The organism is Streptomyces sp. NPDC058246 (genome assembly GCF_042881985.1).
GTDB lineage: Bacteria > Actinomycetota > Actinomycetes > Streptomycetales > Streptomycetaceae > Streptomyces.
In genome coordinates, this window is the sequence record NZ_JBHVWZ010000008.1 from 63,470 (window position 1) to 77,230 (window position 13,761).

Genomic DNA, 13,761 nt, shown 5'->3' on the forward strand with positions numbered 1-13,761 from the left:
ATGGCCTCCGCTGGCTACATATCCGATGCCTCATATCTGATGGCCCGTCAGAAACCAGGCTAGCCCCGCACCTCTGGACCGACAAGGCGGTGCGCCCTACGCTCTGCCACGACCTGACTGTCCGTCAGTTACAGCGCCGGTTACTGGGGGTCGAAGTGAACGACACCGCACACGCACTGGGCACCTCGCGCACCCTCTGGGAACTGGTCACCCGCCGCGCCGGCCTCACCCCCGACCGGCCCGTCCTCCTCCAGGACGACCGCTCCCTGACCTTCGGCGAGCTGCGAGGACGCGCCGAACGGGTGGCGGCGGGCCTGTACGACATGGGCGTACGCCCCGGCACCGTGGTCGCCTGGCAGCTGCCCACCCGCATCGAGACCGCCCTGCTGTCCTTCGCGCTGGCCCGCCTCGGCGCCGTGCAGTCACCCGTCATCCCCTTCTACCGCGACCGCGAAGTCGGCTTCGCGGTACGGGAGTCCAAGGCCGAGTACTTCGCCGTACCGGGCACGTGGCGCGGCTTCGACCACACGCAGATGGCGCGGCGGCTCGGCGCGAAGGGTGTCTTCGAGGCGTACGAGACACTGCCGGACGGCGATCCCTCCGTACTCCCCGCCCCGCCCGCCGACGGCACCTCGGTCCGCTGGATCTACTGGACCTCCGGCACCACCTCCGACCCCAAGGGCGTCCTGCACACGGACCGTTCGCTGATCGCGGGCGGCTCGTGCCTGGCCCACGCCCTGCACCTGTCCGCCGACGACGTGGGCTCGATGGCCTTCCCGTACGCGCACATCGCCGGGCCCGACTACACGGTGATGCTGCTCCTGTACGGCTTCCCTGCCGTGATGTTCGAGCATTTCGCGCTGCCCGCCGCCCTGGACGGCTACCGCAAGCACGGCGTGACGGTCGCGGGCGGATCGACCGCCTTCTACTCGATGTTCCTCGCCGAGCAGCGCAAGCAGCCCGGTGAGAAGGTCATTCCCACCCTGCGGCTGCTCGCGGGCGGCGGAGCGCCGAAGCCGCCCGAGGTCTACCACTCCGTCGTACGGGAGATGGGCGTGCAGCTCACCCACGGGTACGGGATGACCGAGGTCCCGATGATCACGATGGGCGCGCCGGACGACACGGCCGAGAACCTGGCGACGACGGAGGGGCGGCCACCGGAGGGCATGGAGATACGGATCGTGGACGAGGTGGGGACGTCGCTGCCGTACGGCGTCGACGGGGAGGTGCGGCTGCGCGGGGAGGCCGTCTGCCAGGGGTACCTGAATCCCGCGCAGTCGGCGGACGCCTTCGACGCGGAGGGCTTCCTGATCACCGGTGATGTCGGGCACCTGACCGGCAGCGGCCATCTGGTGCTGACCGGCCGCCTGAAGGACATCATCATCCGGAAGGGCGAGAACATCTCGGCCAAGGAGATCGAGGACCTGCTGCATCAGCACCCGGCCGTGGGGGACGTCGCCGTGATCGGGCTGCCCGACGCCGAGCGCGGGGAACGGGTCTGCGCCGTGGTGGAACAGCCTCCGGGGGCCGAGGAGTTGACCCTCGCAGCCGTGACGGCCTACCTGCGCGCGGAAGGGCTGTCCGTGCACAAGCTGCCGGAGCAGCTGGAGGTGGTGGACGCCCTTCCGCGGAACGAGGCCTTGCGGAAGGTGCTCAAGTACAGGCTGCGCGAGCGTTTTTCGCGGTAGCGGTAGGCGGGTGTCGGGTGGGGCGGACGGCTGGGTGGAGCGGACGGTCGGTCGGGGGGACGGCCGGGGACGGCGGTCGGTCGGGGGCGGCCCGGACGGTCGGGCGGTTACTACTCCGGCACCGTGAAGTAGCGGGCGAACGCGGTCACGACCTCCGTCTCGCCGATCCTGCCGTCGGAGTCCGCGTCGAGGGCCGCGGCCGCGACAGCGGCGATGTCGTCGCTCACGCCGAGGGCCTTGAGGACGCGCACGCTCTCCCCGACCGTCGCCAGGCCGTCTCCGTCGGTGTCCGCGACGGCGAGGGCGGCGTGCAGGAAGGGGCGGGCGATCTCGGCGAACCGCTCGGGGTTGTCGCGCAGCCGCTTCACCGCGCCACTGACGAACTCCTCGCGGGTGATCCGCTGATCGCCGTCCCGGTCCGCTATGCCGGCCATGCCCTGCCAGAACGCCTCGGCTCCGACGTACAGGGCCTGGCCCTTGTCAGAACGGGCCGCCGTGTCGAACTCGGCGAGGACCGCCTTGGTCGCGGCGTTGAAATCCTCCCGGTCGATGTAGCCGTTGCCGTCCTGGTCGAAGCCGGCGAACCGGGCGGCAATCCTGCGCTCGTACTCGGTGCTGACCATGGTGTGTTCGGACCGCCTTACATCTCAGCCGGACTCTCAGCCGGACTGGGGTTCATCTGGGACGGAGCGTACGACGCCCGGGCCACCGCGGGAGCGGGAAAACGACGATTGTACCAAGACTGCGGGAATTCTGGGACAACTGTGTGGCGGAGAGCCGCGGACGTGACACGGCCTGCCGCGGGGCCGACTCGGGCCTCATGCGGAGCTGACTCGGGCCTCGCGCTGAGCTGACGCGGGCCTCGCGCGGGCCGGGTGACTGGCGCCGTGCGGGCGGGGGCGCGCGGGTGCAGCGTGGGCGCCGCGTGAGGGGAGGGCGCGTGGGCAGGGCGCGGGCGCGGTGGAGGCGAGGGGAGCGCGGGCAAAGGCGCGGGCGCCATGGGATGGGGCGTGCACGCGGGCGGGCGGGCAAGCGGAGGGCGCGCAAGCAGGCGGCGAGCGCAGGGCAGGGCGGGGAGCGTCACGCCGACAGGGGGCTCGACTCCTCGGTGACGGCCGTGGAGACGTCCGGGTACACGTCGAAGAGGCGGCGGACGCCGAGCGCCGCGAGGACGCGATTGACGTGCGAGCCGTCCACGGCGCCGTGAGCGGGCAGGATCAGGCGCAGGCTGCCCTGGCACGAGCGGATGAGCCGCCGGGTGGCGATGAGCACACCGACGCCGCTGGAGTCGCAGAAGAAGACCTCGGACAGGTCGAGGACGAGACCGTGCCGGCCGTCCGCCACAACGTCGTGGACCCGCTGTCGCAGCACCGGTGACGTCACGAGATCCAGCTCGCCCGACACGCGCAGCACAGCCCACCCACCCTCTTCCCCGTCAGTCACCTTGATCGTCACCGCAACGCCTCTCGCTCGCCTCGCCCAGCAAAAACGGAAGCAGTTCCTACGCTTCCTTTCAGCGCGGCTGCCCCACCCTGGTTCCATGAAACACCGGTCCGCGAAGGAAGAAACGTCGGTCTACGGTCGAAATTGGTGAGCGAGCGAGCTGTTTCGGACGCGATCGGGCGCGTACGGTCTGATTCGATCGGATTCGATGGGGAAGGCGATTGGCTTCTACCATCTACGGCCTTTCCGGGGGCGCACATTGACGTAAAGGGGCGTGCGCTGTCAGACGTGCCGACTACATTCGAGACAGCGGTGCACACAGGCTGGACAGCAGGAACGCAGGGTGAGGGGGCCGTATGGCGACAAAGGACGCACCGCCCCGCTGGGACCGCAAGATGCAGCAGCGGCTCGCACGCGGGGAGGCGGCCGCGCTCGGTGAGCTCTACGACCGATTCGCCTCGCTCGTCCACGGCCTCGCCCACCGCGTACTGGGCGACGAGCGGGCCGCCGACGGCATCACGCGCGAGGTCTTCGCCCACGTCTGGGAGAACCCCGAGGCGTACGACCCCAAGCAGGGCCCGCTGCGTTCCTGGGTCGCCACACTGACCCACCGTCTCGCCGTGCAACGGCTGCGCGCGACCGAGACCGCCGCGCTGGCCCGGCGCGGCGGCCCGGGCACCACCGATGAGCTGGAGCGGAAGGTGCGCAGCGCGTCCGTCGCCGCCCGCGCGGACTACATCGTCACCTCCATGCCCGCCCCCCTGCGCGCCGCCCTGGAGCTCGCGTACTTCCAGCGCCGCGACTACCGCCAGGCCGCCACCGACCTCGGCGTCACCGAGGACGAGGCCCGCCGCCGGCTCCGTCTCGGCCTCCAGCTCCTCTCCACCGCCCACGACGCCGGGCCCGCCGGCGCCCCGCCCGAATACGGGGGTGCGCGGTGAGCGGAGGAGCGGACCGGTCCGAGGCGTGCGGCCAGAGCGGCGAGGGAGAAGGTTTCGAGGGGTACGAGGGGTATGAGACGGACGATGCCGGCGATGTGGGCGGTGCGTACGAAGGACGTACGGGCCCCGGCGGCTTCGCCGGCTCCGCCGGCTCCGGGGATGGCGTAGAACCGGACGGCGCCGATACGGCAGCGGCAGGCGGCGGGACCTCAGAGCCGCACGGACCTGACGGGGCTGAGGGAGCTGCCGGATCTGGGGGAGCCGGCGGATCTGGCGGATCTGACGCCCCTGGTGGCCCTGGCCCCGCTCACGGTAGCGGCGCAGAGCCGGGCAAACCCCCGCGCATACCGCTGCCGCGTTCCTCCGTCGAGGACACCGGGCTGCCGTTGCCGCCGCCCGAGCCGGCCGCCGCTCCCGGACCGGTGCCGCTCGTCCTGGAGCACCGGGTGCTGAAGTCGCTGCTCGGCGCGTGGGCGCTGGCCGCCTGCTCGGCGGAGGAGACGGCGGCCGTCGAGGAACACCTCGGGGACTGCGGCTCCTGCGCGGACGAGGCGCTGCGGCTGCGCGAGGCGGTCGGGCTGCTGCACCCGGCCGAGACACTCGACCTCGACCCGACGCTGCGCACCCGGGTCCTGGAGGTCTGCCTCGACCGGCGCCCGCCGCGCATCCCGGTGCCGGAGTGGGCCGCTCCGTACGACGCGGAGGCCGCGCGCCTCGACGCGCTGTTGCAGGACATAGGCGGCGCCGAGTGGCACGCGCCCGTGCGGCTGCGCTGGTTCGAGGGCGACGGTCCGGTGAACCGCCGTACGACGGTCGCCGGGGTCATCGCCCATCTGCTGAGCGTCGACGGCCTGGTCGCCGTCGCCCTTGGCCTGGAGGACCCGCTGGGCCCGACCGGCCCGGCAGCCAAGTATCCGACCCACCCCGGGGAGCGCACCGAGGCGTACTGGCGCGCCTCGCACTTCCCGCCCACCCGGTCCGTGCGCGTGCCCTGGCGGGAACAGAGCCACAACATCGTCCGTACGGTGGCGTTCGCGGACGGGGGTACCTCCCGCGCGGGCGGAGCCGGACAGGAGGAAGGCTCCGGGCGTCTGCCCGTGTCGTACGGGGGCTTCGAGCTGCCGCTGCGCGACGCGATGCTGGACCGGGCCTTCGAGTGCTGGGTGCACGCGGGGGACATCGCGGACGCGGTGGACTACCCGTACGAGCCGCCGGCGCCGCGTCACCTCCACCGGATGATCGACCTGGCGGCGCGGATGCTGCCGAGTTCGCTGGCCGCCCGTCGCCGGGCGGGGCTCTCCGCCGCGCCGCCGCGTCACCTGGTGGCGGCGGGCGAGCCGGGGCGCAGCCTGCGTCTCGAGATCGAGGGATCCGGTGGCGGGGACTGGCTGATCCCGCTCGACTCGCCCGGTGCGGTGGGCTCCGCCGAGCGGGAGGTGGCCCATGTCGCGCTGGACGGCGTGGAGTTCTGCCGGCTGGCGGCCGGGCATGTGTCGCCGGAAGAGGCGGCCGCCGGCCAGGACGGGGATCGGGAAGCGATCAGGGACGTGCTGTTCGCCGCGGCGTCGTTGAGCCGGATGTAGGAGCGCGGCGAACCGCGCGATCTGTCGGCGGAGGGGGCGGAACCCGCCTACGCGAACACCACCGTGCGTCGGCCGTTCAGCAGGATCCTGCGCTCCGCATGCCACTTCACCGCACGCGCCAGCGCCTGGCACTCCACGTCCCGCCCGATGGCGACCAGCTGGTCGGGAGACACTTCGTGACCGACCCGCTCGACCTCCTGCTCGATGATCGGCCCCTCGTCGAGATCGGCCGTCACATAGTGCGCGGTGGCGCCGATCAGCTTCACGCCCCGGGCGTGCGCCTGGTGGTACGGCTTCGCGCCCTTGAAGCTCGGCAGGAAGGAGTGGTGGATGTTGATGATGCGGCCGCTGAGCGCCTTGCACAGGTCGTCCGACAACACCTGCATATAGCGGGCGAGGACGACGAGTTCGACGTTCTCCGCGCGGACGAGCTCCAGCACCTGCGCCTCGGCGTCCGCCTTCGTCTCCTTCGTCACCGGAATGTGGTGGAAGGGGATGTCGTACGAACCCACGAGTTCGGCAAAATCGGTGTGATTGGAGACCACGGCCGCGATCTCGACCGGCAGTGCGCCGATCCGCGCGCGGAAGAGCAGGTCGTTCAGGCAGTGGCCGAACTTGCTGACCATGAGGACGATGCGCATCTTGTCCTCGGCCCGGTGGATCTGCCAGTCCATGTGGAAGGAGTCACCGATCGCGGCGAAGCTCGCCCGCAGTTTCTCCACCGTCACCGGCGCCTCCGCCGAGAAGTGGACCCGCATGAAGAACAGACCCGTGTCGCGGTCGCCGAACTGCTGACTGTCCTCGATGTTGCAACCGGTCATGAAGAGGTAGCTCGACACGGCGTGCACGATGCCCTGCTTGTCCGGGCAGGAGAGGGTCAGGACGTACTGCTCGGAGGCCGGTGCGGCCTCGCGGACGGACTGCTCATTCATGCAGGACAGGGTCCCATACCCGGGCGCCGGGGACCGACTGCCGTCCCACCACGCGGACGCCGTCCGAGGGCCCCGCGCCCCGCCCGCCTACGCCGACCGGGTCAGGATCCGCAGCACCTCGAGCGTGCGCGGCACGGCGTCCGGGTCCTCCCCGTCGCTCACCGCCAGGCGTACGTGCGCGTCGCGCGCGGCGCGCACGGCCTCCGGCCACGCCTGGTGGTCCAGGTAGGCGGAGACGGGCGCGTCGGGCCCGACCTGGTGCATGATCCGCAGGACGCGCAGCACGGCCGTGTCGACGAGGGCCGCCTCCTGGGAGTCCCGGAAGATCGTGCCGACATACTTCTCGGCGGACCAATTGTCCAGCCAGGTGTCCTCGACCAGGCGGTACACGGCGTCGGTGACGTCTCCGTAGCCCTCGACACCGGCGAGCCAGACGTCACGTTGGAAGGCGGGGTCGGAGAGCATGTGCAGCGCGGAGCGCACATTGCTGCGCCAGCGCCACCACGGCATGTCGTTGAGTGGCATGCCGCCCATGGTGGATGAGCGACGGCCGCGACGGGAAGAGTTCTCCGAACCTTGCACGGTCACCGATCGTACGTTCCCGCCGAAAATCAGATCATCGGCCCCCGTAATTCACCTCTGAGTCACCTCACGTTGACCAACGGTCACACCCGGGTTCGCGGAGTGAGGGAATCGTGCGTGTCCATGACCGGCAGGCGACGCACACGCACGAGCTCACCCGTCCTCCCCCGGCCCGTCAAGGCCACGCTGCTGTCCGCGGGCGCGCTGGTCGCGTGTACGTCGATCGCCGTCGCATGCGGGGTCGTCCCTGGTGCCACGGGGGGCTCCGGGGACGGCTCCGTGACCGTCATGACCTGGGCACCCGAGAAGACCAGCGCCACCAACAAGCCCGGCATGCCCGCCATGGCGAAGGCATACGCCCGCTGGGTCAATTCCCACGGCGGGATCAACGGCCACCGGCTCAAGGTCCTCACCTGCAACGACCACAACGACTTCGTGGCGGCCGCGAAGTGCGCCCAGCGCGCGGTCGACGAGCACGCCGTTGCCGTCGTCGGCTCCTACAGCCAGCACGGCCGTTCGTTCCTCGCCCCGCTGGAGAGCGCGGGCATCCCGTACATCGGCGGCTACGGCGTCACCGACGACGAGTTCAGCAGCCCCCTCTCGTACCCCGTCAACGGCGGAGAGCCCGCGCTGATGGCCGGCCTCGGCGAGCAGCTCGGCAAGAACTGCGGCCCGGTCGCGCTCGTACGCGCCGACACCATCGCCGGCGACGAGCTGCCGGTACTGCTCAACTCCGGCCTGAAGTCGCAGGGGCATACGCCCGCCGCGGACCAGCGGGCCGCCGAGGACGCCACCGAATACTCGGGACAGACCCGGCAGGCACTGACGCGCGCGACCAGCGATCCGCTCAAGGAGGGCTGTGTGGTGCCCGCGCTCGGCGACCGCACCGACACCTTCATGGACTCCTTCCGGCGCGACAGCGACGACTACCCCAAGGTGCACACCGGCACCGTGCTCGGCAGCGTCGACCAGTCGCAGGTCGACACCACCGGCGGCAAGTCGGGCCCGTACGAGGGCGCGTACGTCACCGGCTGGTACCCGAACTCGAGTGACGCGCGCTGGGACGAGATGCGCAAGGTGATCAAGGAGCAGGCCTTCGGCGACAACCGCATCGATCCCGCGGACGCCGGAGTGCAGACCACCTGGATCGCGTACACCGTGCTGAGGACGGTCATCGAGTCGCTCGGCGACGGCGAGATCTCCGCACCGGCGATCCGGCGCGCCCTCGACAACGGCCTCAAGGTGACCACGGGCGGCCTCACCCCCACCCTCAGCTGGCGCTTCGAGGACCTGATCGCAGCCGTCGACTTCCCCCGCCTCGTCAACGCCGACGTCACCTTCCACGTCGTACGCCAGGGCCAACTGGTGGCGACACGACGGGGGTTCGTCAATGTGTCCAAGACCCTGGAGAACGCCGACTGAGGCCCCTTCGGAGGCCCGCCCGCCTCTCGGGGCGACCGGTCGGAGCCGGCCCGGCCGCGGGCAGTAAGGCCGCGGCTCGGGCCTCAGAGCGGAGGCCATAGGTCCGGCCGGGGCAGGAGGTCACAGCCCGGGCCGGGGTGCGGTAGGGCGCCGCCGCGGCGCCAGCCCGCCGGTTACAGCTGGGTGCGAGTGCGCTGGGTCAGGCCGTACTTCGCGGCGATGGAGTTCCACAGTTTGGCTGCTTTCTCCTTTTCCGCGGATGCCGTGCCGCTGGCACGGTTGCCGGCCTGGGTCTGGCTGGTGGTGCGGGCGTGGCCCTTCTTGCAGCCCTTCTTGCCGGCGGCCTGGTCGGCCCATGCCGCGTAGTGGTTGTCGGCCGACGCGGAGGCCTTCCAGCCGTTGGTGAGCGCGGTGGACAGCTCGGCGTGGTTGGGGAGCTTGTCGACGGAGAGGGCGGAGAGCCGGGTGACCAGCTCGCCGCGCTGCTTGGCCGCGTCGCGCAGATCACTGGCCGCCTGGTCCAGGTTGTTGCACGCCTTCACGTCCGCCACGGCATTGATCACCGAGTCGCGGCTGTTGCTGCTGTCCGCCAGGAGCTTGTCGAGCTCGACGGCCTGGGCCTTGACCGGGTCGGCGGCCGGAGACGCCGAGTCGGCCGTGGCAGGCGCCGTCGCCGACACGGTCTTGCTGCTGTCCTTCTTGTTGTTGGAGCCGCCACCGTCGCTGAGCAGGGCGCCGGCGCCGATGCCGAGCACGACGATGCCGATGCCCACGGCCGCGATCACAGGGACACGCGAGCCTCCGCGGCCACCGCGTCCACCACCACCGCCGTCTCCGTCGGACGCACCGGCGCGCCGTGCGGCGGCCCGGCCTCCCGGCGCGCCAGGAGCGTGCGCCCCCGGCGCACCGTACGGAGCCTGCGAACCGTACGGGGCTTGTGCGCCGTACGGGGCCTGCGAACCGTACGGGGCTTGCGCGCCGTGCGGGGGCGCCGACGGATCGATGCGCGGCATCTGCTGCGTGGAAGCGGGCCCCTCCGGCTCATTGCGGAACAGGCTGTCGAACTCCGCCGGGGGCTGCCGGTCCTCCGGCCCGCCCGGACGTATCCCGTACGGCGCCCCGGCCGGCGGCGCGGGCACGGGGGCGATGTACTGCGTGGCCTCGGCGTCCGGGGTCGCGGCGGCAGGCAGCGGTCCGGCGCCGCCCTGCGGCGGCTGCCCCAGAAACTGCGTCGCGTCCGCCGACACCTCGGGCGGCAGCGCACCCGGGGCCACCGGCGGAATGTACTGAGTGGCGCCCTCGTCCGGCGCGGCGGCGACCGGTGGGATGTACTGCGTGGCCCCTTCGTCGCCACCCGGGGCGGGCGGAATGTACGGGATGTACTGGGTCGCACCGTCATCGGCGGCGGGCGGCAAAGGCGCCGGCCGCGCGGCGGACGGCAGAGCGTGCGAGGGGGCCGACGGCCCGGAGGAGCCGTAGGGATCCCCCGCGGCCTGCGGGAGTGCGCTCCCGGCGTGCGGAGGCGTGGCGTGCGCCGCGTGCGGAGGCTGCGCGTGCGCGCCCTGCTGGCTCTGGGCCGCGTATCCGTTGTTCTCGCCGGTGTGCGCGCCCTGCGCTCCCGGCGCGAAACCGTTCTGCGCGCCGTACGACGGTATCTGCGCGCCCTCGGGCGGCAACGGTCCGGCTCCGGGCGCCGGCTGCTGCGCGAAGCCCTGCTGCGCGAAGCCCTGCTGCGGGTAGGCGTTCCCGTCGGGCTGCTGGTGGTAGCCGTTCGCGTCCGCCTGCTGCTGGGGCGTCCAGCCCTGGGATGCGCCCGAGGTGCCCCAGTCCGGGGCGGGGGCGGAGGACTGGGGCGGCTCGTCGGCCCCCCACGTCTGTGCTCCGTTCACCGGCGCTCCCCAGCCCTCGCCGGGCTGCGGGGCGGGCGCGGGTGCGGCCGACTGGTCGGGACCCCACGGCCGGCCCCAGGCCTGACCGCCCGCCGGGGTCGTACGGTCGCCCGTCATCCCCGGCAGCAGGGGCTCGCCGCCGTCGGAGGGCAGCACGATGCCTTCGCGCGCGGGCCGCGCCGAGGGCTCCTCGCCCTGTCCACTCTGCGTCACCGGGACTCCTACGAATGGGGGACCTTCGGGATCGTCGGCTCACGCTACCGGGTCCCCACAACCCGATGCCACGCAGCACAGGGCGCAACCCTCGCCCCCTGTGACATGGGTAACGAAACCGCCCCCCACTGCGCTGTATATGTCTCACCTCGCGCCCCGCGCCGCTGTTTCCCCATCGTTCACACCGGCGCCCGCCGTAAGTTCACGTGCGCCCGCGCACGCAGCACGCCCACGGACGCCCACGCACGCCGCGGGTCAGGAGCGCCCAGGCACCGCGGTGCCTTCACGAGCGTGCACACGCGCCCACGCGCGCGGTGCGCTCACCTCCACGCCCGCACGCCGCATATCAGCGGGCGCCACCACGACACCTTCACGCCGGGCGCCCCCACCACGTACACGCCGGGCGGTCTCGGCACACGTACACGCCGGGCACCACCACACGTACACGCCAGGCGCCCGCGCCCCGAGCTCACGCGGGGCGTGCACTGCCTACGTACACGCCCCGCCCTCAGACTCGCGCCCCTCCCTCACGCTCACGCGGCCGCCTGCAACTCCAGCCGTGCGCCGAACTCCCGTACCACCGGCTCGTCCTGGTACGGCTCCAGTCGCTGCTGGAAGTCCTCGAGGTACTCGGCGCCCCGGTTGGAACGCAGGGTGCCCAGCAGCTCCACCGCGCGCAGGCCGGTGTGGCAGGCCTGTTCCACCTCGCGCTGCTGGACCTGCGCCGTGGCGAGCAGCACGAAACCGATCGCCCGGCGGCGCGCCCGCGACTCGGGGTGCCCGGCGAGGGACTCCTCCGCGCACCGCGCGGCCGCCTCCGCCTGGCCCAGGTCCCGGTGGCAGTGCGCCAACTCGTCGGCGAGATACGCCTCGTCGAAGTGCGCGATCCAGGTCGGGTCGTCCCCGGAGGCCGCGTCGGCGCCCTCCAGGGCGGTGACGGCGCGCCCGGACGCCAGCTGGGCGGCGCGCGCGTCGCCCAGCAGCGCGTGCCCGCGCGCCTCCGCGGCGTAGAACATCGACTCCGCGCGCGGTGTCACCCGCCCGCGCGCCCCCTCCTGCGCCGCGCGCGCCAGCTGCGCGATCTCGCGCGGGTTGCCGAGCTGGGCGGCGAGGTGGCTCATGGACGCGGCGAGCACATAACCGCCGTAGCCGCGGTCGCCCGCCGCCTGGGCGAGCCGCAGCGCCTGGATGTAGTACCGCTGGGCGAGGCCCGGCTGGCCGGTGTCGATGGCCATGTAGCCGGCGAGTTCCGTCAACCGCGAGACGGCGGAGAACAGTTCGCGCCCGACCGCCTCCCGGTAGGAGCCCGCGAGCAGCCCGGAGACGACGCTGTTGAGGTAGTGCACGACGACCGGGCGCACATGCCCGCTGCCGTACTGGTGGTCAAGATCGGTGAGCGCCTGGGTCATCGCGCGGACCGCCGCCACGTCCGAAAGGCCGACCCGCGGGCCCGCCGCACGCGCCACCTGCGAGTCCGGCGCGGAGATCAGCCAGTCGCGGCTCGGTTCGACGAGCGCGGAGGCGGCGACGGACGAGCCGGAGAGGAAGTCCCGCCGCCCCACGTCGCTGCGCCACAGCTCGCAGACCTGCTCGATGGCCCCCAGTACGGTCGGCGAGAACTGGAGACCGACGCCGGAGGCGAGGTTCTTGCCGTTGGCCATGCCGATCTCGTCGATCGTGACCGTACGGCCCAGCTTGCGGCCGAGCGCCTCCGCGATGACGGCCGGAGCCCGCCCACGTGGCTGCTGTCCACGCAGCCAGCGCGCCACGGACGTCTTGTCGTACCGCAGATCGAGACCGTGCTCCGCGCCGCACATGTTGACCCGGCGGGCCAGCCCGGCGTTGGAGCAGCCCGCTTCCTGAATGAGCGCCTGCAACCGTTCGTTCGGCTGCCTGGCGACGAGAGGCCTTGCGGCCATGGCGTACCCCCTGTGGCTGCGGTGCCTGCCCACGCACCGAGTTGACGTGTCCTCAGCGGCCGACCGGATCGAAATGCATCGAAAGAAGTCGGCCATGAAGATCAATGCCCCGCCGACATACCGAAGATGCGAGACATGTGAGGATTGCCGGGGTAAGGGCGGCTGCCCGACCCCTCCCCTGGTTACCCATCCCCCGCTGTCGTTGCCCACGCGCGCCCCCACACGTGCATCCATGCGCCCCACACGAGGAATCGATGCTCCTCCCCCGCGCGCGTGTCCCCCGTAACCCGAGGTGGACCCGGGAGTTGAGTTCAGCGTGGAAGAGACCATCGCAGGCACCGAGACCGCACAGATCCCCCAGCAGCGCGGCGAATCGCTGCAGGAAACCGCCGTGCGCTACGCCGAGGAGCGCCACTGGGACGTGTTCCCCGGCACCTGGCTGGAAGCCGTCGACGGAGTGCAGCGCTGCTCCTGCGGGGACCTCGCGTGCGCCGTACCCGGCGCGCATCCGGCGCGCGAGGACTGGGCGACCCAGGCGACGGGCAGCGCGACCGTCGCGCGCCGGCTGTGGGCGAAGCAGCCGGCGGCGTCGATCCTGCTGCCCACGGGGCGCACGTTCGACGCGATCGAGGTGCCCGAGACGGCCGGCTGCCTCGCGCTCGCCCGGATGCGTCGCATGGAGCTGACCCTCGGCCCCGTCTCCTGCACCCCGGACCGGCGGATGCACTTCTTCGTGCTCCCCGGTGCCGCCGCGAAGGTTCCCGAGCTGGTACGGAAGCTGGGTTGGCCGGCCGCCTCACTCGACCTGGTCACGCTCGGGGAGGGGTCGTACGTCGCCGCCCCGCCCACCCGGTTCGGCTCGCGCGGCGCCGTGCAGTGGGCCTGCCGGCCGACGCCCGCGAACCGGTGGCTGCCGGATGCGGAGGAACTGATCTCGCCGCTCGCCTATGCGTGCGGGCGCGACCGGTGACAGCGCGCTGCCCGACCTGCCCGACCTGCCCGATCTGCCTGGTCCGCCTGGTCTGTCTGTCCGGCCAGCCTGGTCTGCCCGGCCCGGTCGCCCGGCGGCTGCGGACATCCGTGGCGGACATCCGTGGTCGCTCGCCAGGCGCGCGCGGTTCCCCGCGCCCCTGAAGGCAGCCCTTAGGG

11 protein-coding genes are annotated in these 13,761 nt (G+C 72.2%); 5 read left to right on the forward strand and 6 right to left on the reverse strand.

Annotated elements, in window-relative coordinates:
* Positions 1-155: 155 nt before the first annotated feature.
* Positions 156-1,688: a class I adenylate-forming enzyme family protein gene (locus tag ACFVXA_RS14295; RefSeq protein ID WP_390025136.1), complete on the forward strand. Its 1,533-nt coding sequence runs from the start codon at positions 156-158 to the stop codon at positions 1,686-1,688.
* 110 nt (positions 1,689-1,798) lie between these two features.
* On the opposite strand, the gene ACFVXA_RS14300 is transcribed toward ACFVXA_RS14295, so the two are convergent.
* The gene (locus ACFVXA_RS14300; protein ID WP_362016659.1) at positions 1,799-2,311 is read right to left on the reverse strand and encodes an EF-hand domain-containing protein; all 513 of its coding nucleotides are present in this window, start codon (positions 2,309-2,311) and stop codon (positions 1,799-1,801) included.
* Positions 2,312-2,768: 457 nt separating this feature from the next.
* On the reverse strand, positions 2,769-3,143 hold the full coding sequence (locus ACFVXA_RS14305) for an STAS domain-containing protein (protein WP_362016661.1): 375 nt from the start codon (positions 3,141-3,143) through the stop codon (positions 2,769-2,771).
* Between the two features lie 344 nt (positions 3,144-3,487).
* Here ACFVXA_RS14305 and ACFVXA_RS14310 point away from each other — a divergent pair, with 344 nt between their 5' ends.
* Together ACFVXA_RS14310 and ACFVXA_RS14315 are read left to right on the forward strand one after the other, a co-directional pair.
* A complete protein-coding gene (locus ACFVXA_RS14310; RefSeq protein ID WP_362016663.1) occupies positions 3,488-4,072 on the forward strand; it encodes a sigma-70 family RNA polymerase sigma factor in 585 nt (194 codons plus the stop codon).
* 344 nt (positions 4,073-4,416) lie between these two features.
* Positions 4,417-5,655 carry a zf-HC2 domain-containing protein gene (locus tag ACFVXA_RS14315; protein ID WP_362016921.1) on the forward strand — a complete coding sequence of 413 codons (1,239 nt, stop codon included), beginning with the start codon at positions 4,417-4,419 and terminating at the stop codon, positions 5,653-5,655.
* Positions 5,656-5,702: 47 nt separating this feature from the next.
* On the opposite strand, the gene purU is transcribed toward ACFVXA_RS14315, so the two are convergent.
* Both purU and ACFVXA_RS14325 read right to left on the reverse strand, forming a co-directional pair.
* Positions 5,703-6,587: a formyltetrahydrofolate deformylase gene (gene purU, locus ACFVXA_RS14320; RefSeq protein WP_362016665.1), complete on the reverse strand. Its 885-nt coding sequence runs from the start codon at positions 6,585-6,587 to the stop codon at positions 5,703-5,705.
* A gap of 87 nt (positions 6,588-6,674) precedes the next feature.
* On the reverse strand, positions 6,675-7,175 hold the full coding sequence (locus ACFVXA_RS14325) for a hypothetical protein (RefSeq protein WP_362016667.1): 501 nt from the start codon (positions 7,173-7,175) through the stop codon (positions 6,675-6,677).
* A 117-nt stretch (positions 7,176-7,292) separates the two neighbouring features.
* Here ACFVXA_RS14325 and ACFVXA_RS14330 point away from each other — a divergent pair, with 117 nt between their 5' ends.
* Complete coding sequence (locus ACFVXA_RS14330) at positions 7,293-8,591, forward strand: ABC transporter substrate-binding protein (RefSeq protein WP_383737236.1); 1,299 nt, start codon at positions 7,293-7,295, stop codon at positions 8,589-8,591.
* Positions 8,592-8,764: 173 nt separating this feature from the next.
* Here ACFVXA_RS14330 and ACFVXA_RS14335 read toward each other — a convergent pair whose 3' ends face one another.
* The gene (locus ACFVXA_RS14335; RefSeq protein WP_390025138.1) at positions 8,765-10,693 is read right to left on the reverse strand and encodes a hypothetical protein; all 1,929 of its coding nucleotides are present in this window, start codon (positions 10,691-10,693) and stop codon (positions 8,765-8,767) included.
* A gap of 533 nt (positions 10,694-11,226) precedes the next feature.
* Positions 11,227-12,612, reverse strand: a complete 1,386-nt coding sequence (locus tag ACFVXA_RS14340; protein WP_362016673.1) for a transcriptional regulator — start codon at positions 12,610-12,612, stop codon at positions 11,227-11,229.
* 316 nt (positions 12,613-12,928) lie between these two features.
* On the opposite strand from ACFVXA_RS14340, the gene ACFVXA_RS14345 reads away from it, so the two are divergent.
* Positions 12,929-13,582, forward strand: a complete 654-nt coding sequence (locus tag ACFVXA_RS14345) for a bifunctional DNA primase/polymerase (protein WP_383737228.1) — start codon at positions 12,929-12,931, stop codon at positions 13,580-13,582.
* Positions 13,583-13,761: the final 179 nt, after the last annotated feature.

Coding starts and splice junctions, on each gene's coding strand:
- purU (WP_362016665.1), bottom strand. CDS start 6,587: ATGAATGAGCAGTCCGTCCGCGAGGCCGCACCGGCCTCCGAGCAGTAC.
- ACFVXA_RS14300 (WP_362016659.1), bottom strand. CDS start 2,311: ATGGTCAGCACCGAGTACGAGCGCAGGATTGCCGCCCGGTTCGCCGGC.
- ACFVXA_RS14310 (WP_362016663.1), top strand. CDS start 3,488: ATGGCGACAAAGGACGCACCGCCCCGCTGGGACCGCAAGATGCAGCAG.
- ACFVXA_RS14330 (WP_383737236.1), top strand. CDS start 7,293: ATGACCGGCAGGCGACGCACACGCACGAGCTCACCCGTCCTCCCCCGG.
- ACFVXA_RS14340 (WP_362016673.1), bottom strand. CDS start 12,612: ATGGCCGCAAGGCCTCTCGTCGCCAGGCAGCCGAACGAACGGTTGCAG.